Origin of the sequence: Colwellia sp. BRX10-3, from assembly GCF_014077505.1 — a bacterium.
In the GTDB taxonomy this organism is placed as follows: Bacteria; Pseudomonadota; Gammaproteobacteria; order Enterobacterales; family Alteromonadaceae; genus Cognaticolwellia.
This window is the reverse complement of record NZ_JACGWA010000008.1, coordinates 26190-53000: the sequence shown is the minus strand read 5'-3', so window position 1 is coordinate 53000 and position 26811 is coordinate 26190. Positions and strand designations below refer to the sequence as shown.

26 protein-coding genes and 1 pseudogene are annotated in these 26811 nt (G+C 37.6%); 13 read left to right on the top strand and 14 right to left on the bottom strand.

Annotated elements, in window-relative coordinates; translation table 11 throughout:
* The first annotated feature begins 104 nt into the window (after positions 1 to 104).
* Both H4J38_RS12395 and H4J38_RS12390 read left to right on the top strand, forming a co-directional pair.
* Complete coding sequence (locus H4J38_RS12395; protein WP_182132200.1) at positions 105 to 752, top strand: triacylglycerol lipase; 648 nt, start codon at positions 105 to 107, stop codon at positions 750 to 752.
* A 217-nt stretch (positions 753 to 969) separates the two neighbouring features.
* On the top strand, positions 970 to 1311 hold the full coding sequence (locus H4J38_RS12390) for a hypothetical protein (protein WP_182132105.1): 342 nt from the start codon (positions 970 to 972) through the stop codon (positions 1309 to 1311).
* A 174-nt stretch (positions 1312 to 1485) separates the two neighbouring features.
* Here H4J38_RS12390 and H4J38_RS12385 read toward each other — a convergent pair whose 3' ends face one another.
* On the bottom strand, positions 1486 to 2382 hold the full coding sequence (locus H4J38_RS12385) for an AraC family transcriptional regulator (RefSeq protein WP_182132103.1): 897 nt from the start codon (positions 2380 to 2382) through the stop codon (positions 1486 to 1488).
* A 155-nt stretch (positions 2383 to 2537) separates the two neighbouring features.
* On the opposite strand from H4J38_RS12385, the gene H4J38_RS12380 reads away from it, so the two are divergent.
* Positions 2538 to 3686: an iron-containing alcohol dehydrogenase gene (locus H4J38_RS12380; RefSeq protein WP_182132102.1), complete on the top strand. Its 1149-nt coding sequence runs from the start codon at positions 2538 to 2540 to the stop codon at positions 3684 to 3686.
* Between the two features lie 83 nt (positions 3687 to 3769).
* Here the strand turns inward: H4J38_RS12380 and H4J38_RS12375 are convergent, their stop codons facing one another.
* Together H4J38_RS12375 and H4J38_RS12370 are read right to left on the bottom strand one after the other, a co-directional pair.
* Complete coding sequence (locus H4J38_RS12375) at positions 3770 to 4297, bottom strand: hypothetical protein (RefSeq protein WP_182132101.1); 528 nt, start codon at positions 4295 to 4297, stop codon at positions 3770 to 3772.
* A gap of 395 nt (positions 4298 to 4692) precedes the next feature.
* On the bottom strand, positions 4693 to 5739 hold the full coding sequence (locus tag H4J38_RS12370; RefSeq protein ID WP_182132099.1) for a CNNM domain-containing protein: 1047 nt from the start codon (positions 5737 to 5739) through the stop codon (positions 4693 to 4695).
* Positions 5740 to 5969: 230 nt separating this feature from the next.
* On the opposite strand from H4J38_RS12370, the gene H4J38_RS12365 reads away from it, so the two are divergent.
* Positions 5970 to 6194 carry a helix-turn-helix transcriptional regulator gene (locus H4J38_RS12365; protein ID WP_259365509.1) on the top strand — a complete coding sequence of 75 codons (225 nt, stop codon included), beginning with the start codon at positions 5970 to 5972 and terminating at the stop codon, positions 6192 to 6194.
* Between the two features lie 84 nt (positions 6195 to 6278).
* Here H4J38_RS12365 and H4J38_RS12360 read toward each other — a convergent pair whose 3' ends face one another.
* The 3 genes and pseudogenes from H4J38_RS12360 to H4J38_RS12350 all read right to left on the bottom strand — a co-directional run bounded on the left by H4J38_RS12360 (position 6279) and on the right by H4J38_RS12350 (position 8673).
* On the bottom strand, positions 6279 to 7319 hold the full coding sequence (locus H4J38_RS12360) for a zinc-binding alcohol dehydrogenase family protein (RefSeq protein ID WP_182132088.1): 1041 nt from the start codon (positions 7317 to 7319) through the stop codon (positions 6279 to 6281).
* A 127-nt stretch (positions 7320 to 7446) separates the two neighbouring features.
* Positions 7447 to 8154, bottom strand: a pseudogene (locus H4J38_RS12355) (pirin family protein).
* A 75-nt stretch (positions 8155 to 8229) separates the two neighbouring features.
* The gene (locus H4J38_RS12350) at positions 8230 to 8673 is read right to left on the bottom strand and encodes a DoxX family protein (protein WP_182132199.1); all 444 of its coding nucleotides are present in this window, start codon (positions 8671 to 8673) and stop codon (positions 8230 to 8232) included.
* 124 nt (positions 8674 to 8797) lie between these two features.
* Between H4J38_RS12350 and H4J38_RS12345 the strand changes: the two genes are divergently transcribed.
* Entirely contained in the window at positions 8798 to 9712 is a 915-nt protein-coding gene (locus H4J38_RS12345) for a LysR substrate-binding domain-containing protein (RefSeq protein ID WP_182132087.1), read from the top strand.
* A gap of 138 nt (positions 9713 to 9850) precedes the next feature.
* Here H4J38_RS12345 and H4J38_RS12340 read toward each other — a convergent pair whose 3' ends face one another.
* On the bottom strand, positions 9851 to 11086 hold the full coding sequence (locus H4J38_RS12340) for a TMEM143 family protein (protein ID WP_182132086.1): 1236 nt from the start codon (positions 11084 to 11086) through the stop codon (positions 9851 to 9853).
* 472 nt (positions 11087 to 11558) lie between these two features.
* Between H4J38_RS12340 and H4J38_RS12335 the strand changes: the two genes are divergently transcribed.
* On the top strand, positions 11559 to 13259 hold the full coding sequence (locus H4J38_RS12335) for a DUF5666 domain-containing protein (RefSeq protein WP_182132085.1): 1701 nt from the start codon (positions 11559 to 11561) through the stop codon (positions 13257 to 13259).
* A 569-nt stretch (positions 13260 to 13828) separates the two neighbouring features.
* Here the strand turns inward: H4J38_RS12335 and H4J38_RS12330 are convergent.
* The 5 genes from H4J38_RS12330 to H4J38_RS12310 all read right to left on the bottom strand — a co-directional run bounded on the left by H4J38_RS12330 (position 13829) and on the right by H4J38_RS12310 (position 18462).
* Positions 13829 to 14893, bottom strand: a complete 1065-nt coding sequence (locus H4J38_RS12330; RefSeq protein ID WP_182132084.1) for a hypothetical protein — start codon at positions 14891 to 14893, stop codon at positions 13829 to 13831.
* A 440-nt stretch (positions 14894 to 15333) separates the two neighbouring features.
* Complete coding sequence (locus H4J38_RS12325) at positions 15334 to 16068, bottom strand: hypothetical protein (RefSeq protein ID WP_182132083.1); 735 nt, start codon at positions 16066 to 16068, stop codon at positions 15334 to 15336.
* 437 nt (positions 16069 to 16505) lie between these two features.
* Positions 16506 to 17069 (bottom strand): YSC84-related protein, encoded by a 564-nt coding sequence (locus H4J38_RS12320; protein ID WP_182132082.1) that lies wholly within the window; start codon positions 17067 to 17069, stop codon positions 16506 to 16508.
* A 930-nt stretch (positions 17070 to 17999) separates the two neighbouring features.
* Entirely contained in the window at positions 18000 to 18266 is a 267-nt protein-coding gene (locus tag H4J38_RS12315) for a nuclear transport factor 2 family protein (RefSeq protein WP_182132081.1), read from the bottom strand.
* A gap of 7 nt (positions 18267 to 18273) precedes the next feature.
* The gene (locus tag H4J38_RS12310; RefSeq protein ID WP_182132080.1) at positions 18274 to 18462 is read right to left on the bottom strand and encodes a hypothetical protein; all 189 of its coding nucleotides are present in this window, start codon (positions 18460 to 18462) and stop codon (positions 18274 to 18276) included.
* A 288-nt stretch (positions 18463 to 18750) separates the two neighbouring features.
* Here H4J38_RS12310 and msrB point away from each other — a divergent pair, with 288 nt between their 5' ends.
* The 3 genes from msrB to H4J38_RS12295 are packed head-to-tail and all read left to right on the top strand — an operon-like array spanning position 18751 to position 20231.
* Entirely contained in the window at positions 18751 to 19194 is a 444-nt protein-coding gene (msrB, locus tag H4J38_RS12305) for a peptide-methionine (R)-S-oxide reductase MsrB (protein ID WP_182132079.1), read from the top strand.
* Positions 19195 to 19198: 4 nt separating this feature from the next.
* Positions 19199 to 19696, top strand: a complete 498-nt coding sequence (msrA, locus tag H4J38_RS12300) for a peptide-methionine (S)-S-oxide reductase MsrA (RefSeq protein WP_182132078.1) — start codon at positions 19199 to 19201, stop codon at positions 19694 to 19696.
* Between the two features lie 7 nt (positions 19697 to 19703).
* On the top strand, positions 19704 to 20231 hold the full coding sequence (locus H4J38_RS12295) for a peptide-methionine (S)-S-oxide reductase (protein ID WP_310733475.1): 528 nt from the start codon (positions 19704 to 19706) through the stop codon (positions 20229 to 20231).
* A gap of 101 nt (positions 20232 to 20332) precedes the next feature.
* Here H4J38_RS12295 and yihA read toward each other — a convergent pair whose 3' ends face one another.
* Positions 20333 to 20989, bottom strand: coding sequence for a ribosome biogenesis GTP-binding protein YihA/YsxC (gene yihA / locus H4J38_RS12290; RefSeq protein WP_404842615.1), 657 nt, complete (start codon positions 20987 to 20989; stop codon positions 20333 to 20335).
* A gap of 194 nt (positions 20990 to 21183) precedes the next feature.
* Here yihA and H4J38_RS17070 point away from each other — a divergent pair, with 194 nt between their 5' ends.
* Positions 21184 to 22407: a cytochrome c gene (locus tag H4J38_RS17070; RefSeq protein WP_220465540.1), complete on the top strand. Its 1224-nt coding sequence runs from the start codon at positions 21184 to 21186 to the stop codon at positions 22405 to 22407.
* A 229-nt stretch (positions 22408 to 22636) separates the two neighbouring features.
* Positions 22637 to 23257 carry a cytochrome c gene (locus H4J38_RS12275; protein WP_182132075.1) on the top strand — a complete coding sequence of 207 codons (621 nt, stop codon included), beginning with the start codon at positions 22637 to 22639 and terminating at the stop codon, positions 23255 to 23257.
* Positions 23258 to 23671: 414 nt separating this feature from the next.
* On the opposite strand, the gene H4J38_RS12270 is transcribed toward H4J38_RS12275, so the two are convergent.
* Positions 23672 to 24166 (bottom strand): outer membrane beta-barrel protein, encoded by a 495-nt coding sequence (locus tag H4J38_RS12270; protein ID WP_182132074.1) that lies wholly within the window; start codon positions 24164 to 24166, stop codon positions 23672 to 23674.
* A 234-nt stretch (positions 24167 to 24400) separates the two neighbouring features.
* On the opposite strand from H4J38_RS12270, the gene H4J38_RS12265 reads away from it, so the two are divergent.
* Both H4J38_RS12265 and H4J38_RS12260 read left to right on the top strand, forming a co-directional pair.
* On the top strand, positions 24401 to 24979 hold the full coding sequence (locus H4J38_RS12265; protein ID WP_182132073.1) for a HutD family protein: 579 nt from the start codon (positions 24401 to 24403) through the stop codon (positions 24977 to 24979).
* A gap of 176 nt (positions 24980 to 25155) precedes the next feature.
* Positions 25156 to 26679 carry a S10 family peptidase gene (locus tag H4J38_RS12260; RefSeq protein WP_182132072.1) on the top strand — a complete coding sequence of 508 codons (1524 nt, stop codon included), beginning with the start codon at positions 25156 to 25158 and terminating at the stop codon, positions 26677 to 26679.
* Positions 26680 to 26811 lie beyond the last annotated feature (132 nt).

The following is a 26811-nucleotide window of genomic DNA, read 5'->3' as shown; positions in this document are numbered from 1 at the left end:
AGCATTAATATTGGGTTTATAACTTGATTTATTAAGCTAAAGACTAAAAATCGTCGAATTACGCAAACAAAACAGTTTAATCGTTGGAATAACAAGTGAAAGATATGAATAAGCCAACAACAGAATGTGTGATTTTATTGCACGGTTTAGCACGCTCAGCACATTCGATGGACAAAATGGCAGAACGCTTAACCGAGCAAGGTTATAAAGTGTTAAACATTGACTACCCTTCGCGTTCTTACCCTATTGAACAGCTAGCAGAAAAAACCATTTCAGATGCCTTATCAAAATGCGAAGGCATGCCAGTAAGCTTTGTAACTCATTCTATGGGCGGCATTCTCGTTCGACAATTTCTCAGTAACCATAGCATCAACAACCTTAATAAAGTGGTGATGTTAGGACCACCAAACAAAGGTACTGAAATTGTTGACAAGCTTGGCAATATGCCGGGATTTCACTTGGTAAATGGTGATGCAGGTATGCAATTAGGTACAGGAGCATTAAGCGTGCCTAATCAATTAGGTAAAGCCAATTTTGACGTGGGAATTATCGCTGGCACCCAAAGTATAAACTTGCTGCTATCTTCACTTATTCCTGACACTGATGACGGTAAAGTATCTGTCGAAAGTACTAAAATTGAGGGTATGAATGATCACATTGAAATGCCAACCACTCATGTATTTATGATGCGAAACGACGACGTTATTTCTCAAGTCATTAGCTATCTCAAGCAAGGCAAATTTAACCATTAAAAATGCTTGGCCCAATTAAATCAAGCCGTTAACAAAAGCATTCGACTTTCAAACCTGCCGCATTAAATAAAAATACTCTTACGCGCTACAGTTCCTCATAAATAGCTTATATGAAGTTATTGTGAATATTTAAAAATAACGATGCCAATGCGCTAAAAATTTAGTATGGTGTCAGTTAGTTTAAGCAGTATTTAATGAATCTAGGTAGGGAATCAAGATGAAATTATTTAAACAATTTACGCTATTAACTTTTGTTTTACTAAGTGCTTTATCAAGCTTTACGTCGGCAAACGAAATGGAAATCACTGCCAAATCTAAAACAATATCTGAAGACAGTAAACTACACACCTACAGTGGCAATGTCAGAATTGCTTTCGCCGATGGTAACTTATCGACTAAATCTAGCCATGCTTCTTTTCAAAAAGGTAAAACCGTTATGGAAGGTGATGTCGAGATTATTCTCAGTAACGCCATTGCCAATACCGAACGAGTAACCTTTATACCTTCACCTCAAGGCCTAGTAGCTAAAATGGATAAGGTAACCTTTACCTATAAATAGTCACCACACTATCGCTATAAAGTCAGATGGCTATAAAACTAGTTGAAAGAGTAAAATACATATTTTATGATAATTAAACTGCTCAATAGCGTTATATTCAGCAGTTTGCTTTGACCATCTCTCATGGCTAAATCTTGAGTGTTATTAATAACATTAAAATCGGCTAAATGACCATCAATTACCTATGGTTCTTGGCGTGGCATTAAAGTGGCGTTTAAATTCGCGGCTAAATTGTGAAGCACTAGCATAGCCCACTAACATTGCCGCTTCTGTTGCTTGTTTACCTTCCGCCACAATGAGATCTTTAGCTTTATTTAAGCGTATTTTTTTTAAATATTGTAACGGTGTTTCGCTGGTTACTTGTCGAAATGCTCGATGAAAACCCGAAACGCTCATATGTGCTTGCTCTGCTAAATGCTCAACCGATATAACATCAGCGTATTCTTTGTGTAAGGTATCCAGTACCCGCGCAATTCTTGCGTAATGGCCATCATGACGCGCTAAATCTAATAATATATGTCCTTCATCACCTACCAGCGCGCGATAGACAATTTCTTCAACAATCGCTGGCCCAAGAATTTTTGCTTCAATATCATTGTGCAGCACGTTAATTAATCGAATAATAGTGCGGTTGAAATTATCATCTAAGCTATTTGATTTAATGCCAAAATCTAACACCGCTTTATCATTATTTTTTGCCATTTTAAGTTGCTTGTACTGTTCGTCAATTTGGCTTACTAATTTATGTAATGTATGTGGGTCAACGTCAATAACTAAACCTAAAATAGGCAAGCCCGCGTCAGAAAATGCCTCACATTCCAATGGCATTGGCACACCTAACACTAAATAATCACCTGGGCCGTATTGCACACAGTTATCAGCAATATATATATTTTTACGTCCTTGCCCCATAACAATAATGCCTGACTTATAAAGTAAAGGTTCTCGATCACTACTGGCACTAGCACGATAAAATTTTACGCCTGCAGTTGCCGTTTGATATGCGCCATTTAATTCATTAAGCGACTTAACATCTGCATATGACTGCATTAATTGTGCTAGATTTTTCATAACGTACTCAAGTAAAAAGATGTGACTTCATAAAATTACACTAATAGGCAATGATTATCGACAAATACAGCTATTTACGCAAGAGTTATTACAGTAATATGCAATACATCAAAAGTCACCGTGCTTTTATTCAATAATTACTAAATAGGTATCCCATGGAATTTTCATACGTTAACCCTACTCAGATTCATTTTGGCCAAGGTAAAATTGCCAGTGTTACTGACGCTATTCCAAGTACTAGCAAAGTGCTGGTTATATATGGTGGCGGTTCAATCAAAAAAAATGGTGTTTATCAACAAGTACAAAATGCGTTGAGCAATCATACTTGGTTAGAGTTTTCAGGTGTTGAGCCAAACCCGACAATGGAAACTTTAGATAAAGCGGTTGCCATAGTTAAAGCTGAAAAAGTTGATTTTATACTCGCAGTTGGCGGTGGTTCAGTGATCGACGGTGCCAAATATGTTGCTGCTGCCGCATGCTATGACGGTGCTGGCTGGGATATTCTTTTAGGTAAGCATACCGTCACTAAAGCCGTTGCCATTGGTGCGATACTGACTTTACCTGCAACCGGTTCAGAGTCTAATGCAGCATCAGTTATTACACGGGCATCAACACAGGATAAACTGCCATTCTTCGCGCCAGCCGTGCAACCAAAGTTTGCTGTGCTTGACGCAGACGCGATGAAAACATTGCCAGAGCGCCAATTAATTAATGGCATGGTCGATGCTTGGGTTCATACTTGTGAGCAATACTTAACCATCCCTACCGGTGCTATGGTGCAAGACGGTTACGCAGAAGCGTTACTTAAAAACTTGCTTACCTTAGCTAAACAATATGACCAACATGAATCGCTACAATGGCGTGAAAATCTTATGTGGACAGCCAATCAAGCACTTAACGGTTTAATTGGCGCTGGTGTACCGCATGACTGGGCAACACATATGATTGGCCATGAGCTGACGGCACTTTATGGCGTTGATCATGCTCGCTCACTTGCGATTGTACAGCCTTCATTATTACGCAACCAACTGGCGGTAAAAAAAGATAAATTAGAACAGCTAGGTAGCAATGTTTTTGCCTTAGCTGCAGGTGAAGACTTAGCAGAACGCACAATTTTGGCTATTGAAGCGTTTTATCATAGCTTAAATGTTGCTACACAATTAACCGAACATGGCGAAGATAAAGCGGCTGCCATTGATAAAATAATTGCACAGCTTGAATCACACAAGATGACAAAACTTGGTGAACACCAAGCAATTACGTTAACGCAAAGTCGTGAAATTTTGGAGTTAGCCGTTAAATAGCAGAAGTAATACTCAAAAAAACTAAGCGAGATGGTTTTTCAATACTCGATTTTCCATACTCGCTTAGTGTTGTTCTATGTACTTTACGACTGGGCTGCCAATATACTTCTGATTTCGTTTAGTGCGTTTACCGCAAAACCTTGGTCATAAAAGTATAAAATTTCGCCTTTATTATTTAACAACACCACCCTTGTATTGGCGGCATTTTCGTTACCGGTTAAGGCTTGAATTTGCTCACCATCATCGTAAATAGTCACAACACCTTTCCACAATGGTTTTGGAATACCCGCGCGCATACCGTTATCAATAAAGGTACTGAACATTTGCGGAAATAGTCCTTGAATCGTAGGAACTTCATATACGCTTACACGAGTTTCTGTCACATCTAATGCAATTAACCAGCGATCAATATCAAACTGTGAATTTTGCACGTAACCAATCAAAAGCAAAGTAAAGTCGCCAGTTAAATCCGTTGGAATGGTTAATGGTTTTTTCTCTAATGTTTGTCCAACAACGGTTGGAAAAGTTTGTCCGGTAATATCTTTATTCGGATATTGGGTACTACATCCTGTAAGTAATAGTAATGCGAATACTAATGTAATAATTTTCATCTGTTTTTTCTCAATAAAATATCAACATATATTAACTATTACGTAGTGACTTTTCTTTTAGCTCACTCTATAAGTAAATTATTGTACCGCTTTTTATATTGCCAACATCATTATTTAAAGCAAACTATTCATAATTAAGGTAATAATTAAGGTAATAATTATTAAGGAAAATATGGCTTTGAAGTATCACCGAAAGACTCAATTGACCGTCTAGGGTTTTATTTGCTTGAAAGGCCTAAAAAGGAAGGTTTAGCCATACTTGAAGAAAGACTAAAACGCTATCCGCAAGATGCTTATAGTCATCACAATTTGGCAAAAGCACAAGCGAGTATGGCCTAACTACCCACTAGCAGTGCAACATCAACAAGCGGCAGTAATGGTCGGCTTTAGCCTAATTAATCACTATTGTTCTGCTTAAGCTCTCTTAATCGTTCACGATATTTATCACGCGCTAACGCTTGCATATCCGTTACTGCATCGCTTTCATCAACAATTTCACGACCGAGTAGAGTTTCAATGGCATCTTCTAAGGTAACAATACCTGAGGTTTGACCATATTCATCTTCAACTGAGTAGATATGGATATGGTTTTTAATGAACATATCTAATAACTGCTGAACGGGTAGTTTTTCAGATACCGCGGTTAACGGTATAACAAAGTTACTAATGGCTTCATCGCCGTGCCCGCTGCGCTCAGCTTCATACAAATCGCCTTTGATTACTTTGCCGGTAATATCATCGATAGTATTTCCGTAAACCGGTATACGAGTAAATTGACTCGTTTTTTCATGATTTAATGCAGTAGTTACGGTTATATCTTGATGTAGCATGTGCACCACGGTGCGAGGTGTAAATACATCTCCGGTATGTAATTCGCGTAAATTTAGTATGTTTGATAAATATTCATTTTCTTGCGAGAACAAACTGCCATCTTTATAGCCTAGTGACGCTAAGGCTATAATTTCTTCTCGGGTAATTTCGTTGTCTTTACCGTTTTTAAACGAACGTGTTAACCGCGTTGATAACCAAACAAGCGGGTAAACTACTCTCACCAACCAAGTAATTACAAAGGCAGAAGGTATGGCTAAATTACGCCAAAATGTTGCCCCTAAAGTTTTAGGAATGATTTCTGAAAAATACAAAATAACCAAGGTTAGCAGCACCGCAATTAGGGTTTCCCACTTTTCGCCAAATATACCAATGGCTTGCGCACCAACTCCTGCAGCGCCCATGGTATGAGCAAACGTATTGAGAATTAATATACTGGCAAGTGACTCCTCTAAACGCGCTTTAACTTTTGCTAAAACTGCGCCATGCTTTGGCTTAATGGTTTGTATTTGCTCTACATAACTTGGCGTTATCGATAATAAAACCGCCTCTAGTATCGAGCACAAAAAAGACACACCAATAGCAATTGCCAAATAAATAAAAAGTAACGTCACTTAGTCATTCCATCTCTATGAGTTTTATATTTCACTTATAAATAGCATATCACAATGCAGCCAAAGCGCTTGAGTTACGTATTTTGATTATGGCTATTTTTAAAGGATTCAGGTGATTAATTAAGCAAATAATAGATAAATTTATTGCCCTGACAGTTTATAGTTTCTAAGATGTAGTTAACTGTACTAAATTTGAACGAATCAACATGGCTCATTTTTCAGGAATAGCATTGAAAGATTTAAGAAAAGAAGCGGGCTTTACGCAAAAGTTACTTGCCAGCAAAATTGGTATTAGTAGAGAAACCGTGGTTGCCATTGAAAATGAACACCCAAAAACTCTCAATTCGCTTAATCTTGAAGTGGTAAATGCTTGGTGGAAAAACTGCCGAACGTTAGTCTCTGAAGCTAGCCAAATATCGTTTAAATTACAGGTGATAAAGTATTTTCACCTGTAATACCAAACTGACTAATTATCTCTCAGGTCTGTCATCAAGCTTAACTAAGAGCCAACTACCTTTGTTAATCTTAAATGCAGCGGCTTAAAAGCCTTCTAAAACCAATTTACCTATTGATTGACCAGACTCTAACTCTTGGTGCGCCGCTCTTAAGTTTTCCGCGTTAATTGTGCCTAAATTTTTACCGATCGTGGTTTGGATATAACCTTGTTCGATAAGCTCAGCAACACGATTTAACAAACGACTTTGTTCTTGAATATCGGAGGCATTGAACATCGAACGAGCAAACATAAATTCGATATGAAACGACAAGCTTTTAGGTTTCATTTTCATAATATCTAATGGTGTGACTGGATCGTCAATCATGGCTATTTTACCAAACGGCACTAACAATTCAGTGTAAGTATCAAAATATGTCGCTGTACTATTCAAACTAGCAACATGAGTTACCTGCCCAATAACATTGTTCGCAACTAAAGCATCGATTTGCGGCTTTAACGGTTCACTGTGATCAACAACATAATCGGCTCCCAGTTGCTTGACCCATTCTTGTGAACTTTCACGAGAAGCCGTTGCAATAACTGTTGCGCCAGTAATAGCTTTAGCCAATTGCACTAAAATTGACCCTACGCCACCTGCAGCGCCAACCACCAAAATAACCTCATTAGACTTATCGCTACTTGTAGGTGCTTGCTGTTTAATTGCTAAATGCTCAAATAGCATTTCCCATGCTGTAATAGCGGTTAGTGGCAGTGCGGCAGCTTCTGGATCAGATAAATTTTTTGGTTTTTTACCAACAATACGCTCATCAACTAGTTGATACTCTGCATTACTACCTTGGCGGGTAATATCGCCAGCATAATAAACAACATCACCTAGAGAAAAGTCAGCTACCTCTTCACCAACAGCCACTACTTCTCCAACCGCGTCCCAACCTAAAACTTTGTATTCGCCTGCGCTGGGCTCAGCTTTCAAACGCACTTTATAGTCTACTGGGTTAACCGCAATCGCTGATATTTTAACTAACAAATCTCCTCCGTTAGCTACTGGATGTGCCAATTCAATATCCTTTAACGCTTCTGGATTGGTTATAGGCAATGACTGAGTATATCCAATAGCTTTCATTTTATTTCTCTCTATTTATTTAACTTACTAATTAAAAACATTCTAACAAGGGACTTTATAGGAATCATATATAATTGATATGTACCTAGCACAACAAAGTAACTAACAGCATCTAAAGCCTTACTTATTAAGGGCTATCAATAATAATGACTTCACTATCTTCTAAAGCCTTAATTGTGATTGATTTTTTGTTGGTAATTTCTGCGCCATCGCCTTTGGCCATATTAACATTTTACTTATCATCAACTAATGTAAACACACCTTGAGAAGCAATAACGTAGGCTTGATGGTTTATCTCGTGCTGTATTTCAACACCTTTATTTATTTTACCTGCAAATATGCGCGCTTGTTGTTGAATAAATAAAGCGTGATTTCTATCTTCTTCATAACCAGAAACAACCATAGGCAAATTCGTGTTATTCGCAGCCTTGGGGTATTTCATACTATCCCAACGCGGTGCCACATTTAGTTTATTTGGCTCTATCCAAATTTGAAACATTGTCGTCGGTTTGTCGCTGCGATTATATTCAGAATGCGAAATGCCTTTTCCTGCACTCATCACTTGCACTTCACCCGCCGCAGTTACTCCTTGGTTGCCTCGACTATCTTGATGTGAAATAGCCCCCGTGCGAATAAAACTGATAATTTCCATGTTTTTATGCGAATGTTCAGGAAAGCCTGTATGGGGTGCAATCCAGTCATCATTAATAACCCGTAAACAACCAAAGCCCATTCTTCTTGGATTGTAATAGTGCGCAAAGCTGAAATGATGATGGGTTTGCAGCCAGCCATGCTTAGCTTTGCCAAGCCCTTGAAATGGATAATGTTTAATCACTAACTTTCCTACATTCTTTATTGCTTGCAGGCACCTGTAAATAGTTGTTTACTGGTGCCTCACTTGGTAAATAGTTTAAAGCTTTTGACTAATCGTTTGATCAACTGAGTATTTACCACCACCATGAATAGCTAGAGCAACACTCATTGCTAATAACGCTAAAGCAAACTCATAACCATTATTCGCCATAAATAAGCCATTAGCTATATGTACCTTAATAATGGCAACGACCATAGTTATTGCCAACACGACGCTAGTTGGCCTGGTTAGCAAACCTAAAATCAATAATATACCACCAAAAAATTCTACACTACCTACCTTTAGCGCCATTAAATAACCCGGCCCTAAACCTATTGATTCCATCCATTGACCTGTGCCGTCTAATCCGTAACCACCAAACCAAGCAAATAGTTTTTGTGCGCCATGTGCCGCAAAAATTATTCCTGCAACAAAACGCAAGGGTAAGGTTGAAACATTGTTATCTGTATTGAATATGTTCTTAATAATTGAATTGTTCATCATGGTCTCTTTTTCGCTGTATGTTTTAGATGTGATTATTCTACAAGTTGAGTTATTGTTGAATAACCCCTAAAATCTGTTCAATTCATTCAAATTTTTTGAACAATACTATAAAGATAAAGCAATGAATGGTTCACCACTCTCTTTAGAAGCACTACTCGTACTCGACGCTATTGATAATAGGGGCAGTTTTGCGTCTGCTGCTGAGCAATTAAATAAAGTGCCATCAGCACTGTCTTACATAGTACAAAAACTTGAAGAGCAATTATCAGTAACTTTATTTGTCAGGCAAGGACGACGTTCTTTACTTACCCCCGCTGGTAAGCATTTATTGCTTGAAGGGAGAAAAATTTTAGCGGCTGTTAGTAAGGTGACTGAACAAACACAAACGCTGGCACATGGCTGGGAACCAAAAATTAGAATAGCCTTCGACTCAATTATCGCTGTAGCCCCAATCATGCAATGTTTGCAAAATTTTTTGCAAGAGCATCCTAACGTTGAAGTAGATATATGCGAGCAAGTAATGAATGGCTCTTGGGAAGCGTTAATAGAAGATAATGTCGATTTACTGATTGGCGCACCACCACCTGTGCCTAATCAACTAGGTATTCGGGCGCAAAAAATATGCACATTTGATAGTGTATTAGTGGCTGCTAAACACCATGAATTGAGTCACTTTGCGCTACCGATCACCCATAGTGACATTGCCGATTATCGTACGGTGATTGTACATGACTCATCGAAAAGTGCCGTACCTTGGTCGGCTAATTTAATTGACCAAAGTCGACATTTTTATGTCGCTAGTGTTGAACATAAAATTCAAGCTATTGTTGCCGGTATTGGTGTGGGTTTCTTGCCAAAAGCAAGAGTTCAGCACTATATAGATTCAACACAACTAGTGACATTAAATACAGAAAATCAACAGCAAAGTGTCGACTTATTTCTGGCGTGGAAAACAGTTAATAAAGGCAAAGGACTGTTAAGACTACGTGCGCTTTTACTTGAATATTATGCGCTGGTTCTAACCAGTAAACCTTAGTATGTAAAGTAGCCTTAAACTTTATGGCATGGAATTTAAGACACTAAGCGGTACAAATTTACAGTGCCCAACATTCGTTTTAGCATGCACTGTAATGTCAATTGTGCTTAATGCTATGTGTTGCTTTAATAAATGGCACTAAGCATAGTTAAAAATATTATCCCAATGGGTGTCTAAAATGACTTTAGCTTCATCTAAAGCGATGGCGGTATAAACATCATGATTTAATTCAACTAACTGCATTCGCTCAAGTTTGCCTACCGCGTCGGCAATTTCAAAGTCCAATTCACATTGATATTTTTCTTTAAACCAAGATTCTATTTTTTCGTCTAACGCCTCTGCAGTTAAACCGTTTTTGCAATTAAGTAAAAAACTATATGCCAATATAGCTTCTTTAAAATCTTCTTCTTCCGCAGCGTCAATCAGAGTATGAAAAACGCCGGCATTATTATCAAGATTTTTAAAATACAGATTGTCAGACAAGGCTTTCATAAACTTAATTTTTCTATTTTTAAATTTACTCCATTCTTTAAAAATAAAGCCTGCAAAAACCCCTAGCCCAATGGCGAATGAGATAAAATGTTGTTGGGTCATTTCTACCGCTTCTTTGTGCCAACCAACCCAAAAGCCCATTAATGCCGCCAATAACAAAATTGAAGCACCTAGTTTAGTCACTAAAACCACCGCACCGCCGACAACGGCAGAAGCGCCAATAAAAGCCTTATCAATTGGCCGCATACGTACTTCGCTATTCGGAAATAGCATTTCTAAATCGGCTTTTGGTACATTTTGAAAAAGCTTAACTATGGTTGATCCGGGCTCAAAGCCAAACAAGGCTTTTTTCTTCGCGTCAAAATGAGCTCTATCTTTAAAGGTAATATATATTGCTACACGGTCATAGTTAGTAAAATTAAGGGTTTGTTTACGCAGGCCAAATAGAGAAGTAATGGTTTCAGTTAATTGCGACTCGCCTCGACGATAAAAAACCACTTGCTCAAAGTCATCAAACTCAACTTCCAGTCTAACTTTAAATAAAGACTCTTCGGTTAAAGCATCTTGTAGATCTTGTTCGGTAATTTTTTCAAAATTGGCTGCATTCAATACATTTGCAAAATTCTCTGCAAAACTAGCCTGACACTGGTTTTTTTGCTCCGCTGTATAAGGTTCAAGTTGCTTAGTATCCGCATTGGGGTCAAATGGCGCATAGTCGTTTTTGAGTGACTCTAAAGTCTGATGATATTCAACATGAAGCGAATTCGACAACAAGTCACAAAACTGTCGAAATGATAATGCTGAATCATCGAGTTTGAGTTCTCGCAAACACATTTCAACAATGTCTTGTTTTCTATAAGGTATAAACCGATCGGCAGCCATAGCACAATATCAAGTAATGTCAGATAGTTAGAGTGTAAGGTAATTTGTTATATATTGGAATCTGAATATAAAGTGCCTGATAGTCAGCTCATTAGCTAAGGTACTGCAATTTTATCGCCTAAAACTTAGCTCTTGAACTCTCGTTTTATAAGCCCAGCTATTACTTTCGCCTCGTCTCAATTGATCATTTAATACTCTTTATTTGCTTATTTTAATAGCTATATTTTATGCTGCCTGCTAATGTTTAGTCACATTGATAAATTGTTTTTACTTACTCGTCGTTCATCGACTGAAATATAAAACAATCGTAGTTATTGATTACCAATCAGTACCTATTTTCTAGAAGAAAGTCTATCATGTTGTTTATAAAGGACAAAACACTCATACCATAGTCATCTTCCTGCGTTAAATTATCAATCTAACTAAAGCTAATAATAGCTTTTTAAATGATTAATTTTCTGAGGATTTCAACATGTCAAACCGATCCATTTTATCATTAATTGCAGCAGCGATATTAACAGGTTGTGGTGGTTCATCTACAAGTGACCCCGCACCAGAAACACCGACGCCAACTCCATCGCAACCTACTTCAACTATAACGGCAACTACGGGTGTTATAACTGGATTTGGTAGTGTATTTGTCAATGGCGTTGAATATGAAACTGATGCAACCACTGTAACTACCGATGATAACGATGGTGCAAGTGAAACTAATTTACAGGTGGGCATGGTTGTTAACCTTAGTGGAGAAGTGAATGAAGATGGCACCACAGGTGATGCCAACACTATTCATTATGACGAACAATTAAAAGGTCCAATGGATAGTATTGATTTATTTGCAAACACCATAATAATACTTGGCCAAACCATTCTATTTGATGATTTAACCAGTTTAGAAAATTTCATTTTATCCGATCTTAAGCCCGGAGATATTCTTGAAATAAGCGGTTACTTCAATGCCGATGGCGAGCTATACGCTACACGTATAGAAAAAGAAAATGAACAAACCCAGTTAAAAATTCAAGCACGTATTACATCACTAGATACCGTTAATAAAACATTTGAGTTAAATGGTTTAACCATCGATTATAGCTCTGCAACATTTAAAGACTTTGTGGAGGCTGATTTAGCTGATGGACAACAAGTGCGTGTAAAAGGTGAATATTCAGCTTTAGATGCTGGTGTATTGGTGGTTAGCGAAGTAAAACTTAAAGAAAAAAATGAAAACCATGATGAAGGCGATAACCGACATGTAGAAGGTTTTATCACCGACTTTGAATCTTCAAGTAGTTTTAAAGTAGATGGCATTGCGATTATTATTGATGATAATACTGAATTTAAATATGGCGACGCAAGTGCTTTAATGGCAAATGTTCGCGTTAAAATTAAAGGTGAATTCAACGCCGATGGCGCTTTACTAGCGAAAAAAATTCGCATTGAACACAAAACAAATTTGAGTATTGAAGGCGCTATTGAAGCCATTAACTTAGAGTTAAGCACAGTTACCGTGCTAGGTGTCGAGTTTGAAATAAATAATCAAACTAAAATGAAAGATGAGTCTGATGACGACGAACGTTTCTTTGATTTGGCCGATTTAGCCATTGGCGACTATGTAGAGTTGAAAGGTTTTGTTGATAGTGAAGGTAAAAATATAGCCACTAAAATGAAACGTGAGAATGAAGATGAAAACGCTGAAACAGAGTTAAAAGGTAAAGTAAGTAACATTGAAAACTTTAGCTTTAGTCTTGTTGGTGTAACGGTTACTACCGATGCAAACACTCAATTTGAAGGGACGAATGGTGATGACGTTAGCCAAGCAGTATTTTTTGAACAACTCGAAAATGACATGTTAGTCGAAGTTAAAGGACAACTGATAGACAGTATTTTTGTCGCCCTTAAAGTTGAAATAGAAGAACATGACGACGATGATGATGACAGTAACGATAACCGCACAGAGTTTAAAGGTGTGGTTGAAGCCGTAAATGAAGACTCGCTGCTGGTCTCAGGTCATCAAGTTTTAACCAGTCAAACTGCTAAATTTAAAGTAGATGATGAAAGGGTTTCAGCTGAACAATTTTGGTCTATCGTTGCCATTGATGACCAGCTGGAAATTAAAGGCACCATAGATCAGCAAGGTGTTATTACCGCGAAATCTATTGAACTTGAGCATTAATAAAACGCGTAGTTTTGTTAATAGCTTTATCAGTAATGGGCCAATATAATCTAACATATCGTCTTGAGAAATTAGATTTACCTGTTTAATAACGGCGTTGGGCCTTTAATCAATTCAAGCAGCCGGTTGCTTCAATAACGGCAATACTTCTGTTGAAGCTTCTGGTTAATAATTGACACACCACAAATGTAAGTACTATGTTTACACATGCACAAACATCTGATAAACATATACTTTTATTAATATACTTAACTGTAATCTTGAGTGAATAAGGAACGATTTCTCATGTTTTATAGCAAGTTTATAGGGATTAACTAGGCTACAGTCATTAACGTTAAGTATGCTAATGGTATGATTAGCGACGCTCAGCCACAGCACTTATGCCGAAAAATTGTACGTATATTCTGCTTACAATACAGGCCCCTTCATCATAATCACAAATTTCCTGTTTATATTTTTGTTTTTTGACCTAAGTTGACGCCTAGAAATATTCAAAAGTGTAATCACTGAGCATAAATCTGACGCCAGTTTAGGTTGTATTTTTACCTATTGGTTAAAAACACCAGCCTTTAAGATATTAATTTATGTCGCCAAAGCAGTAATAAACTTCCACTTAGCAATAATAACGTACCAGGTTCTGGAATTGGCGTATTAGGCGACTCGAACGTTGCTGAAGCGATAAATAACTGCTCATAACCATTATTAATGTTTTTTCCAAACCCGCTTACTGCCCCTGTACATATTTCATCTCCAGCTGACCCAAAACCGGGGTCACAACCCAAACGAAGATCAATGCTCATTGTGAAGTCATCTAGACTCGAACCACTATCAAAAAGCCCCTTTAATAAAAAATTAAGCTCTGGGGCCACTATTGCATATGCTGCATCATTGGCTCCTAAATTATGGTTGATAGGCCCATCATCAGCAAGAGGACTGTTACAAGAAACTGGTGTTGGCGGGGTTGTATCTGTATCAATACATATCGGTCCTCCGGATAGGACATAGTCGGTTCCAGCATTGTCTCCTATAATTGGACCAGAGCCATCTGATAAGTAATCAGCCGGATCACCAAAAAATGTACCTCCCCCTCCTTCACTTACTAGGCCATATGCTCCATTGTTATTAGTAAAATCGAACACCCCAATCTCAGCACCAGTATTATCAGTTACCTTCACTTGTGCCCAGCCTGCTAGGCTTTGTAAATTCGCCCCGTTTAAGTTGTTATTGTTGAAAAAAAACACCATGGCTTCCCCGGCCAGATAAGCCTCAAGTGCGGTAAGAGAAGTGTCCCAAGTAGCATTATTGTCGCCAAAAAAAGAACTCACTTGTGAAGGGTCTGATGCTAAGCCCGTGGAAAAGAAATTACCATCACTCGACCCTGAAGGGGTTGAATACGCGTTGTCCATACCAGAGAAGTTGGTATTAACTGGATTACCGTTAGTCCCTGTTGCCACCACAACTAATTCAAAAATTTGGCCAGGCGCAGAAGAAACATTTATTCCAGCAATAGGCAGTGAATATGAGTTAAAATCACCATAAGTGACATAACCCTGACCAGCCAGATCAATTAATGCTGCCTGGCTGTTTAGACTTAGAGCTAAGCCTATAAACGTTAAAAGCTTTGTATATTTCATTATAAATCCTTAGATAAATGGAATTATCTAAGCAACTTATACTGCTTAATTAAATTGCCGTCTCTATTATTAACAGCTGAATATAAAATAGTTGGTTATATAAAGCATAATTGATACCAGCTCTAATAAGCAGATGAAAATTGGCTAATTTTCAAATGTACAGTTTCAGGAAAGATGCCAAGTTGTAAAAAAACCTGACAGTTTTTGAACGATATAACGTCCGTTATTGTTTAAATATATATGCTAATAGTGTTGTGTTGAGGTATACCAACAGGTGTTACTCAAAACCATATAATTACAAAATAGCTATTTGGTTTAGTTATCGGGTTTACCTAACATACAAACTAAAACCATGAATAGTAAGTTAAAATAAAACCTCTATCATTTTACAAGCTAATTTACTGCACTAATAGTGTTACTTTATTTTTAACAAAAAATAGCTATAGCAGCTTATTCATTATATTTTCAAACTCATTTAAGCGTTTCATGCTTCTTAGTTTGATTTCTATATCAGCTTTAATATCTAGAGGAAAATTTTTGGAGAAGCACAAATTTATTTCATACACAGGGATAATATTGGTTATATCATGTAGGATAATTCCCTTCTTATTTACCGCCATGTTTTTTAAATGATACTGAATTCTGTTTTCCATATCAGGATAGACATCTGCATCACCTTCCAAAACCGATAAAATAGCTAACTCTGGCGTTTTAACACGTATAACCTTTTTAAATAAATTTTTGTTAATATAAGAATCTAAACCAGGGTAATCAAACCCTTCGATTAACACTAAAGTTTGAGTAAATAAACTTTGGATACCTTCAAACTGATTTGATTTTAACGTGAAAAATACATGATTGACTTCCCAGACTACTATGTCTGACAAAAAAGTAGATTGAGCGCCAACCCATGACTTAGATCCATAAGTGATCCAATGTTCTTCACTAGTACTCATTTCCTTTATCATACGCTTAAACGATAAAGATTTTGGCTTGAATGTAACTCTTACGTTTTCTAATGAGTTGATTATATTGGTTATAAAGCCGCTTTCATGTTCATTATTATTGAACTGAAATGGTGGGTTATGAGATTTATAATAAATAACGTCAATCTGTTCTTCGCCATATAGTGGAAATACAGTAAACAAGGCAAACAGTAATAAAATTATTTTCATCTAATAGTTACCCTAATTACACCACCAATTTTGATGTTTTCTAAATATTACTCTACATTATATATCAAAAAATAACATAGTATTTTTATGTATACTTTCTACTTCATTGATAGAGTCAACTAGCGATTAGATGTCATGAAGTAATCTTCGAAGTTAACTATTGCTGTGGAAGTACAGGCGTTGAATAATCAAAAGCAAGCGTCCATTTTGGTATCTTAGTAATCAATACAAACATTAAAAACTGACCTTTGCTAACGGCAGAAATGTGCGCATTGTTGAAGTGAGTAATAATTAAGTTTTACTTCTGCAGTTGGCTCAAGAGTAGTCATTAAATAAAGTTAGTATTTCCTACAAAAATCCTATTGAATAAATATATCAAAGGACTATATATTTATTGTCGAGCAGGCGATTTATTCTGAAAGATATTTTAAATAATTTTAATTTAGCTCTTTATCCTTCCAGAATTTCGTGCCTTTTATAGTAGCCTGAAGCGCTAAACCGTTTTCTGTAAAAGTGTATACCGTGACGTCTCCATAGTAGGCCTCACCTTCTGCTGATGCACCTTTACCGCTTGCTTTGGCAGAAGCATCTGCGTTACCACCGAATGTCCAACCTGTATTAACAAAGTTGTTCATTGCATCTACAGTATGGAAGACCATTACAATACGGTAATCCTTCACTCCAAGACCTAGACCGATTCCACCTTCAACCATATTCATGTATGTATATTTACTTGAACTCATATTCTTAACTACGCCATATCCAGTTCCAGCAGCCATGAATATCAAATTGATGTTTGCATTAGAAAAAACTGCATAGCCAGGCGCTGAGTTGATTTGGCTACGGGTGTCAGGTTTTTTAGTAAAAAGTTGTGTTAGAACTGCGTCTTTCATTTTTAGAATTTCTTGTTGTTTCTCTGCTTTAGTACCACTTCCCATTGAAGCGCAAGCTACCAAAGTGAAAATAAAGATTAAACAAGATAAATTTTTAATCGAGAACATGCCGTTTTCCCTTTTACAGTTAATTGCTTACAGTTTAGTTCAGAGCTTAAACATTTGTAAACATGTTGATTCATTATCATATGAATACAATTAGCTTATTTTTATAAGGAAGGTAAAACCATTATTGCTGTATGTGAAACTACTTCTCATAAAGTTTAGTAGAGAAACCTAACAAATAGCAAAGATAAGCAATTACAACCTAATAGTTGTATTGATTATCCATAATACTGTGTATCAAATTAGCTTTATTAATGCCCGGTGTTACTTCAGAAATGTTTTTATAGAAAGGGAGTGGTAGGTACTATATTTAGGTCAGCAATGTGGCAAAAGAGGACGACGAGGTTAAATATAATCAACCACTACATATAGTGGTTGGTCGGGCTAAATGGATACCATTTATTCACATACCGATTTTCAAATCACTTAAATGCAATTGCTTTAGTTCGCTTTGACTCTGTAGGATTATTTAATGGTTTGAACTCAATTCTAATAAACGTCAGTTTTAGGTTAAAAGTAAACATTGTATGAAACTGAAGTATCTTTTTTAAATCCATACCTCAATCTCATTGAATGTCCAGTCACATTACCTCAATCTCATTTCTAATGTCCTGTCAGAAATCTCATTTTCTGTCGCAGATCTCATTATTTTCTGCGTTTTACACACTCTAAAAAACACTTTTTTTAAAGATAAATAAATTATTTTAGAGTAAAGGCTTTACTTTTGTAGAGTTGTTGCTCTATAATGATTTTGTTCTCGTTAGAACACCTGTTGTATTAATTTTGAATTCAAGCTTCCCCAAAGCTTCTATACCGATGGCCCCTTTAGTCATCGGTTTTTTTATGTCTGAAATTTGCCTTCTGTTACCGAAAAAATAGCATTAAAAAACCTCAACTCGAGATAAGCTGAGGTTTTATTTATTGCTCTATAAATTAATGTTTTTTCGATTCATCAGCGCAATGCCAAGCGACAAATTTCCACGCTTTATTGTCTTTAACTAACACATCACTACACCGGCCATGAACAGTTTTTTGTTCGCCTTTATTTGAAGTCATTCCATTAGAATAATAGTAATGAACAACGGCGGTATCACCATGAACAACAATTGCTGTTGGGCTATATTCGGCAACGTTATTCGTTGAGCCATCTTCAAAGCTGAATTTTTCCCAGCGTTTTACAGCACTTCTACTGCGAGGCATTGGGGTGCTATTCCCCCCAAACCATAGCGTCTTGGGTTACCCATTTATCCGTCCAATTGTTGTCACGTTTTTTAATATCGTCATATGAAGCTAACACTATTTCCCATACTTGTGTTTGCTGTTTGTCCCAACTTTGGGCCTGTGTGCTAAAAGCGGCAATAGTGGCTATTAATGCGATGGTAAATTTGAAGTTCATTTTATGTTCCTTGTTATTATTTCGACAAGGCCTACGAAACAACACACCTCTAAGTAAACTCAAGTTTGCGATTATCGCCTATTAAATATAGCAGGTTTACACTAGTAGGCTGATTTACCTTGTATCAGCCTTGTTATATGAAAATTGTGCTCAATATAGTTTGAATACCATGGCGAATTAATCCTTAAGTTTCCGTCTATTGTTAACTAGTAACTATCAGGATAATATTTCATGAGTTTACTGCCACAGTAAGTTATTAAATCGCCATTAAGCCACTGAGGAGATCTTATGTCACAGTATAAAAAATCAAGCGAAGCTATTGCTGCATTAACCCCTGAGCAATATCGTGTTACACAAGAAAGCGGCACTGAGCGTCCGTGGACAGGCGAACTATTAGAGAATACCGCGCCCGGTATTTATGTTGATGTTGTTTCGGGTGAGCCTTTGTTTGCCTCGGCAGATAAGTTTGACGCAGGTTGTGGTTGGCCGAGTTTCAGTAAGCCGATTGAAAGCACAAATGTCAGTGAGCTTACCGACGATACGCATGGTATGGCACGCACAGAAGTTCGCTCAGCTCATGGTGATAGCCATTTGGGGCATGTATTTACCGATGGTCCTGTCGCACAAGGCGGTTTACGTTATTGCATAAACTCTGCTTCTCTTAAATTTATTCACCGTGACAATATGATCGCCGAAGGTTATCAAGCATATTTACCACAAGTAGAAGGATAACAACATGACCATTGAACGAGCCGTATTAGCCGGTGGTTGCTTTTGGGGTATGCAAGATTTGATTCGCAAGTTACCGGGCATAACAAAAACCTGTGCTGGTTATACTGGTGGCGATGTTAAAAATGCTAGCTACCGAAACCACGGTAATCATGCAGAAGGCATTGAAGTTTACTTTGATAATACTGTGATCAGTTATCGAAAAATTTTAGAATTATTTTTTCAAATACATGATCCCACTACAGAAAACAGACAAGGTAATGACCTTGGTAGTGAGTATCGCTCGGCGATTTATTACACTAGCGCAGAGCAAAAAGTTATGGCTGAAAAAACTATTGCAGATGTTAATGCTTCGGGTTTATGGCCAGGTAAAGTAGTGACTGAAGTTGAACCGGCTGGCGACTTTTGGCAAGCCGAGGTTGAGCATCAAGATTACTTACAACGCGTACCACATGGTTACACCTGCCATTTTCCACGAGCAGATTGGGTTTTACCTGAAAAATAACGTTAAAGTGATAATAAACAAAGTGGGTTTAGGTGGCGGTTGCCATTGGTGTACCGAAGGCGTTTTTGCATCTTTAAATGGGATTGTGAAAATCAATCAAGGTTGGATAAGCTCTACTGGTTCGAATACGCAATTTTCAGAAGCTATTGAAGTGTATTTCGAGCCAGATATCATTTCACTTATCGATTTGATCAGCATTCATTTACATACACATGCATGTACTGCAGATCATTCAATGCGTAACAAATATCGCTCTGCTATTTATACTTATAGTGATGGGCAAGCAAAACAAAGCCATGAGATTTTACGCCAATTACAAAATGACTTTGAGCTAAAAATTATTACCCAAGTGTTACCATTTGCTGAGTTTAAAGCTAATAAAGTTGAGTTTACTGATTATCTCTATACCTCACCCAACCGACCTTTCTGCCAACGATATATTCACCCAAAATTACAGTTGTTAATGCAGCGCTTTAGTAAGCATGTGAATCGTGAAAAGTTGGAAGATGCAGGTATCGATTTTTCGAATGGTTAATCTGTTTACTATAGCAAAATGTTCATAAGGCTTTGTCTGGTAAGCTGAATACATAAACGCCCCGAAAAATCGAGGCGTTAAGTTATTGAATGATGTTGAAATTACTCTTCGATTAAAGGTTCTTCGCTTGATTCACTTAACGCTTGAATATTCTCATCTTGAAACCAATCGCAAATTACTTTGTCAGCTTGCTCTGAGCCTGTGCGTTTTAATGACGAAAACGCCTGCACTTTAATATCAGCATTTAGTGCCGCTAGTTCTTTTTTGACAAAATGTACTTGTGCGCTAACTTTACCTTGAGAAAGTTTATCACTTTTTGTTAGCAACGCTAAAACAGGTAAATCACCGTCTGCGGCCCATTGAATAAGGTCCATATCTAGATCTTTTAACGGATGTCTTATATCCATTAAAATAACTAAACCTTTCAAGCATTCGCGCTTTTCTAGGTATTCGCCCAAAGCTTTTTGCCACTTTTTCTTCATTTCCATCGGCACTTTGGCAAAGCCATAACCGGGTAAATCAACTAAACGTTTGTTTTCGGCTATTTCAAAAATATTAATTAGCTGAGTACGTCCTGGTGTTTTACTGGTACGCGCAAGGCTTCTTTGATTTGTTAATGTGTTTAACGCACTTGATTTACCTGCGTTAGAACGACCTGCAAATGCCACTTCAATGCCACTATCTGCGGGTAAACGACGGATATCGGGTGCGCTAAGAGTAAAGGTCGCTTTGCTAAGATGAATGGCTGTAGATGACAAGTTTAGATCCAACAATATAAATAAAAAACGCATTATATCGTTTTTTCACATTAAAGATGCAATTGTATTCAAATTTAGACAAAAAAATTAGCTAAAAATCCCTCTAAAGTGCGTTAATGGTGTATGATGTTGCCGATTTTCCGGCTTATTGAATGCATTCAATAAAAACACAAAAGCATGTTGAGAGTTTTGTTATGAAACATATTTTAACTTCATTAATTTTAACACTATTAAGCATTAATATTGCTGTAGCTGCCTCTGGCGATGCAGACGCAGGTAAAGCTAAGGCAGCTACTTGTGCTGCGTGTCATGGTTCAAATGGCATTGGCGCTAGCGATACCTTTCCTAACTTAGCAGGTCAACATGCTGATTATATTGTTAAACAACTAAAAGCATTTAAATCGGGTGACCGCAAAAACCCGTTAATGGCTCCAATGGCAGCATCTTTATCTGAACAAGATATGGCTGATCTTGGCGCTTATTACTCGGCTTTACCACGCGACGGAGCAAGCCAAGACACTTCTGCAGATAATGGTTCAACTGCAAGTACGGCGCCTGCTGCTTACACACCAAATCCTGTGGCGGGTAAAAGCTTATACGAACTAGGTGATGCATCTCGCAATATTGCCTCATGTATCGGTTGTCACGGTAGCGAAGGTAACAGCGAAGTATTAATTTACCCTAATTTGGCTAATCAACACCCTGAATACATTGCAAAACAGTTGATGAGTTTTAAAAATAAAGATCGTGTTAACTACGCTATGAATCAATTTGCTGGCAACATGACTGCAGATGACATTGCTGATATGGCAGCTTATTTTGCTGACCCTGCTGCTGTTGCTAACGTGGTTTCTCGTAGAATAATACCTGCAGCCCCTATTACTGCTGAAGTAATCGCTGGTAAAGCTAAATCGGCCACTTGTGCTGCTTGTCATGGCGCTGACGGTAACAGCACAGTTGCTATTTATCCTAAACTTGCAGGCCAAAGTGCTAATTACATCATAAAACAGTTACAAGAATTTAAAGCGGGAACACGTAAAAACAATGTTATGGGACCTATGGCGGCAGCGCTAAGTGAACAAGACATGCTAGAGATTGCCAGTTATTATGCCGCACAAAAAGTTGTTGTTGCCGATTTAGTTGGCTCCAAAATCGGGAAGAAGCTTTATTTTGGTGGTAATGTTAAACGTAAAATTACCGCTTGTGTCGCTTGTCACGGTGTTAACGGTAAAGGCATGAATAAAGCAGGCTTCCCAACTATTGCTGGCCAAAACGAAGCTTACTTAAAAGCACAGTTAATGGATTTCAAAAAAGGTGCCCGTAATAACGATTACAACACCATGATGCGAAGTGTTGCTGCGAAGCTTTCAGAAAGCGATATGGAAGAGTTAGCAAAATATATGGCGTCAATGAAGTAATATTATAGAAATAATGACGAACTTTGTCGGCTAACAGAAGGGCAGCGAATATCGCTGCCCTTCTTGCATTTTCAGCTCGAACTATTGCCATGCTAGTAAACAATTAGTTGATTTTTTTAACGTCATTATTTCACAATCAATAAATTCGTGTAGAATGCCAAAACAACATAGTTAGCAAATTTTATAAGTAAACCATTTATCGTGTTTACGACAAGCAGAGATTAAATCAATGAAAAAATTTATCATGACTGTTTTATTAGGATTAAGTGCCGTAGCGACTGCCAATGCCGTTGAAGGTAACGCAGAAGCCGGTAAAGGCAAATCAGCTATGTGTGCTGCTTGTCATGGCGCTGACGGCAATAGCCTTGTGCCTATGTACCCTAAGTTAGCAGGCCAAAGCGCTAGCTACTTAGCTAAACAACTTGCTGAATTTAAATTAGGTTTAACATCGGGTGGTAAGTCAGGTCGTGCAAACGCAATCATGGGTGGCATGTCTATGGCACTTAGCGAACAAGACATGGCTGATATATCAGCATTTTATGCTAGCCAACAATCAACTGATGGCGACGGTACAGCCAGCGCTGAAGGCAAAAAGCTTTATTTAGGTGGTAACGCAGAAATGGAAGTTACTGCTTGTGTTGCTTGTCACGGTATTAACGGTAAAGGCATGCCAAGCGCTGGTTTCCCTGCCCTTGCTGGTCAAAATGCTGATTACTTAAAAATTCAGTTAGAAGCATTCCGCAATGGTTCACGTAATAATGACCTTAATGGCATGATGCAAGGCGTGGCTGCAAATTTAACCGACGAAGAAATAACGGCACTATCGCAGTACTCGTCGTCATTAAAATAATCACTTAAGCTATTTTATTAGCTTTTCAATGTTATTATTTCAAAAGCAGCGTTAATCGCTGCTTTTTCTATTCAGGCTTCACAATTTTAGCGCGCTGGAATGATTAGCTTCATGCTAATGAGGATTAGCCGACTACAACATTACTTTTCTGCCCTTATCTTCATAAGTTTCGTTGTTACATTAAAGTTATTATTTAGCTAATACCGACAGATTATAATCTTCCTTTTTTATAGGTCATTGATGCAATGCTGAAACAATGACAAACGGTTAGGATAGAGCATGTGAACGGACATACCGTTCATCGACGTACATAGATAAACTAATGTCTTGCAGCCATAATTGGCTAGGAAGGGTTGAAAATAAAAAGAGAAGCACAATGGCTTCCCTTTAAGGTAATAAAGTTTATTTAAATACTTAAAAAGCGTATTTAAAACCAACTGTTATCACATCAGTTCCATCGTAACTTTCAAAAGATGCTTCAACGCTAGTGTTTTCGTTCAATTTTTTACCAACACCGGCACCAAAACCAAATTCCCAATCATCGTCGCTATAAGAAGCGCCATTAAAACTAGCTTTAACATCTAAGTTTGCATATGACGGCATAACATAGGCATAAAAGCCATTATCATAGTTATACTGTCCACGAACAGATAGTGCAGTAAATCTTTCAATTTCTACCTTAACGCCACCCATTTTATCATCAGAAATACCCGTACCAAGACGTAATTCAGGTACTAAAGAAAACTTACTGCCTTCTTTAGCAAATTCATAAGCAACAGCACCATAAATAACACCTAACGATAGGTCGTCATCTGATAAGTTCGCATAGCCTGCGCCTGCTGACCAGTTAGCAGAAGCAGTTAAAGGTAATGCCAATAGAGAAAGTACAATTAGTGATTTTTTAAACACAATAATATCCTTTTATTATTCAATAGAGTGTAGATAGATACAAGAAAGTTGCATGCTATCAATGCCGCTTTTGTTAGGCAATTATTTTATTATTACAAATTCATAAAATACGTAACAAGTTATGTATTTTACTTGATAATGACATAAACATAACTTAGCGCAGACATCTCATTCGGTTTCACGTTATGATCCGAATAATTAGTCAAACCTACACGCTTATTTGAGATACACCAGATGATAGAAATTATTCAACCAACACAATTTAAAACCGTGCCATGGAAAAACGGCAAAGGTGAGACTGTCGAAATGGCGATAAACCCTGACGGCACCTTAGATAATTTCGACTGGCGCTTAAGTATGGCGAGTGTGGTTGAAGACGGTATTTTTTCTAATTTTACTGGTTACACCCGCAACCTGGTTTTAATTGATGGTAACGGCATCAATCTACAACACAATGATAGTAAAATTGACCGCTTAGCAAAGCTACTTGATATTGCCACTTTTGATGGCGGTAATAAAACTGTTGGCAACTTGCATAGTAATGAAATAACCGACTTTAATGTTATTGTCCGAACTTCAGCTTTTAATACCAAGACAACCAGTGAAAAAAGCGCAGACAATCTTCTACTTGAAAAAAGCGACCTGTGCTTTATCTATAGTTTATTCAACAGCGCAGAACTCAGCGTACAAAACACCAAAGAAGTTATCACTTTACCTGCTCAACATTTAATGAAGATAACTGATTTACCCACAAACTACGCCAGCTTAACCGGTGATCACCTTATTGTTGTTTATCTAACGCATTGCACATAAAGTTGAGATGAATAATGTTTAGGAAAGTAGTTTATTTGTGAGCCATGCTTGATGAGCTGTTAAAGTTACTAATCGCTATAAATACTCGTTCTAACTTTTAAGCATGACTTTTACGTCCTGCTGTCGTAGGCTAAATATACAAATAACAAAAAAAACCTAACCCTGAGAACCTTGTTATGACATTTCGACATTTTATAACCTTATATAGCCTACTCTTGTTGTTATCGCCTCTAGCAAATGCAGAATTTGAACGCAAAATTGCTATTGATGAAAACAAAACCAGTAGCCATAGCACAAAAGTTAATGGCAAAAAATTTGATTACACCGCAACCACAGGTACGCAGCCGGTTTGGGACGAAGATGGTAATCCAACTGCCAGCCTTTTTTATACTTATTATCAACGTTCAAAAGTAAAAAATAAGGCTGCTCGACCTTTATTGATATCATTTAATGGCGGCCCCGGCTCTGCTTCAGTTTGGATGCACGTGGCTTATACTGGTCCTAAAGTGCTCAATGTTGATAGCGAAGGTTTTCCGCTGCAGCCATACGGTGTAAAAGCCAATGAATTCTCCATTTTAGACAGCGCTGACATTGTATTTGTTAACCCAGTTAATACCGGCTATTCTCGCGTTTTACCTAATAAAGAGGGTGAAATGCCATCAAAAGAAGAACAAAAGAAAATGTTCTTTGGTGTCAATGCTGACGTTAAATACTTAGCTGATTGGGTTAACACCTTTGTTACCCGAAATAACCGTTGGCAGTCGCCAAAATACCTTATCGGTGAAAGTTATGGCACCACGCGAGTTTCAGGCTTAGCGTTAGAATTACAATCTCGTCAGTGGATGTATCTAAACGGCGTTATTTTGGTCTCACCTACTGATATTGGTATCAAACGTGACGGTCCGGTAAAAGCGGCTAACCGCCTACCTTATTTCGCTGCAACGGCTTGGTATCACAAAGCACTTTCTGACGATTTACAAAACAAAGATTTATTAGAAATTTTACCTGAAATTGAACAATTCACCCTTGAGCAGTATCTGCCAGCACTCGCCAAAGGCGGCTTTATTGCTGAAGATGAAAAACAGCGTATCGCCAAACAAGTCGCTCGATATTCTGGCTTATCGGTGCAAGAGGTATTGCGTAATAACTTAGATATTGAAGCGTCTTATTTTTGGAAAGAAATACTACGTAACCGCGAACAAACAGTTGGCCGTTTAGATTCTCGTTATTTAGGTATTGATGAAAAAGTTACCGGCAGTCGCCCCGATTACAATGCCGAGCTCACGTCTTGGTTACACAGTTTTACACCAGCAATAAATTATTATTTACGTGAAGAGCTCAATTATAAAACTGACCTTAAATATAACATGTTCGGTAACGTGCATCCTTGGGATAGAACCAACAATAATACCGGTAAAAATTTACGTTTAGCTATGGCTCAAAACCCGTACTTAAACGTGATGATACAATCTGGGTATTATGATGGTGCGACTAATTATTTTGATGCTAAATATACCTTATCGCAACTTGATCCAAGCGGAAAAATGAAAGATAGACTGTCATTCAAAGGCTATAAAAGTGGCCACATGATGTATCTTCGCTACCAAGACTTAGAAGCATCTAACCAAGATATTCGTGAGTTTATCAAAGCGACTTTACCGAATAAAACCACACCGGCTAAATATCAAAGTAAGTACTAATTTAAAAAGTACTTTCGCCTTAATAAACGTTGTCAGTGCATATACACTGACAACGTTATTCACTACCCAACCTGTTAAATAGTCTTGTTTTTACTCATTCACTTCTCATGGATTCCTCCCTGTAAAAAATAA

What these genes read in the sequence shown, in the direction of transcription:
- msrB (WP_182132079.1), top strand. Translation starts at nt 18,751, where the DNA reads ATGTCACAGTATAAAAAATCAAGCGAAGCTATTGCTGCATTAACCCCT.
- H4J38_RS12345 (WP_182132087.1), top strand. Translation starts at nt 8,798, where the DNA reads ATGAATGGTTCACCACTCTCTTTAGAAGCACTACTCGTACTCGACGCT.
- H4J38_RS12335 (WP_182132085.1), top strand. Translation starts at nt 11,559, where the DNA reads ATGTCAAACCGATCCATTTTATCATTAATTGCAGCAGCGATATTAACA.
- H4J38_RS12360 (WP_182132088.1), bottom strand. Translation starts at nt 7,319, where the DNA reads ATGAAAGCTATTGGATATACTCAGTCATTGCCTATAACCAATCCAGAA.
- H4J38_RS12390 (WP_182132105.1), top strand. Translation starts at nt 970, where the DNA reads ATGAAATTATTTAAACAATTTACGCTATTAACTTTTGTTTTACTAAGT.
- H4J38_RS17070 (WP_220465540.1), top strand. Translation starts at nt 21,184, where the DNA reads ATGAAACATATTTTAACTTCATTAATTTTAACACTATTAAGCATTAAT.
- H4J38_RS12375 (WP_182132101.1), bottom strand. Translation starts at nt 4,297, where the DNA reads ATGAAAATTATTACATTAGTATTCGCATTACTATTACTTACAGGATGT.
- H4J38_RS12350 (WP_182132199.1), bottom strand. Translation starts at nt 8,673, where the DNA reads ATGAACAATTCAATTATTAAGAACATATTCAATACAGATAACAATGTT.
- msrA (WP_182132078.1), top strand. Translation starts at nt 19,199, where the DNA reads ATGACCATTGAACGAGCCGTATTAGCCGGTGGTTGCTTTTGGGGTATG.
- H4J38_RS12315 (WP_182132081.1), bottom strand. Translation starts at nt 18,266, where the DNA reads ATGCCTCGCAGTAGAAGTGCTGTAAAACGCTGGGAAAAATTCAGCTTT.
- H4J38_RS12380 (WP_182132102.1), top strand. Translation starts at nt 2,538, where the DNA reads ATGGAATTTTCATACGTTAACCCTACTCAGATTCATTTTGGCCAAGGT.
- H4J38_RS12385 (WP_182132103.1), bottom strand. Translation starts at nt 2,382, where the DNA reads ATGAAAAATCTAGCACAATTAATGCAGTCATATGCAGATGTTAAGTCG.
- H4J38_RS12310 (WP_182132080.1), bottom strand. Translation starts at nt 18,462, where the DNA reads ATGAACTTCAAATTTACCATCGCATTAATAGCCACTATTGCCGCTTTT.
- H4J38_RS12395 (WP_182132200.1), top strand. Translation starts at nt 105, where the DNA reads ATGAATAAGCCAACAACAGAATGTGTGATTTTATTGCACGGTTTAGCA.
- H4J38_RS12260 (WP_182132072.1), top strand. Translation starts at nt 25,156, where the DNA reads ATGACATTTCGACATTTTATAACCTTATATAGCCTACTCTTGTTGTTA.
- H4J38_RS12330 (WP_182132084.1), bottom strand. Translation starts at nt 14,893, where the DNA reads ATGAAATATACAAAGCTTTTAACGTTTATAGGCTTAGCTCTAAGTCTA.
- H4J38_RS12320 (WP_182132082.1), bottom strand. Translation starts at nt 17,069, where the DNA reads ATGTTCTCGATTAAAAATTTATCTTGTTTAATCTTTATTTTCACTTTG.
- H4J38_RS12340 (WP_182132086.1), bottom strand. Translation starts at nt 11,086, where the DNA reads ATGGCTGCCGATCGGTTTATACCTTATAGAAAACAAGACATTGTTGAA.
- H4J38_RS12265 (WP_182132073.1), top strand. Translation starts at nt 24,401, where the DNA reads ATGATAGAAATTATTCAACCAACACAATTTAAAACCGTGCCATGGAAA.
- H4J38_RS12275 (WP_182132075.1), top strand. Translation starts at nt 22,637, where the DNA reads ATGAAAAAATTTATCATGACTGTTTTATTAGGATTAAGTGCCGTAGCG.
- H4J38_RS12325 (WP_182132083.1), bottom strand. Translation starts at nt 16,068, where the DNA reads ATGAAAATAATTTTATTACTGTTTGCCTTGTTTACTGTATTTCCACTA.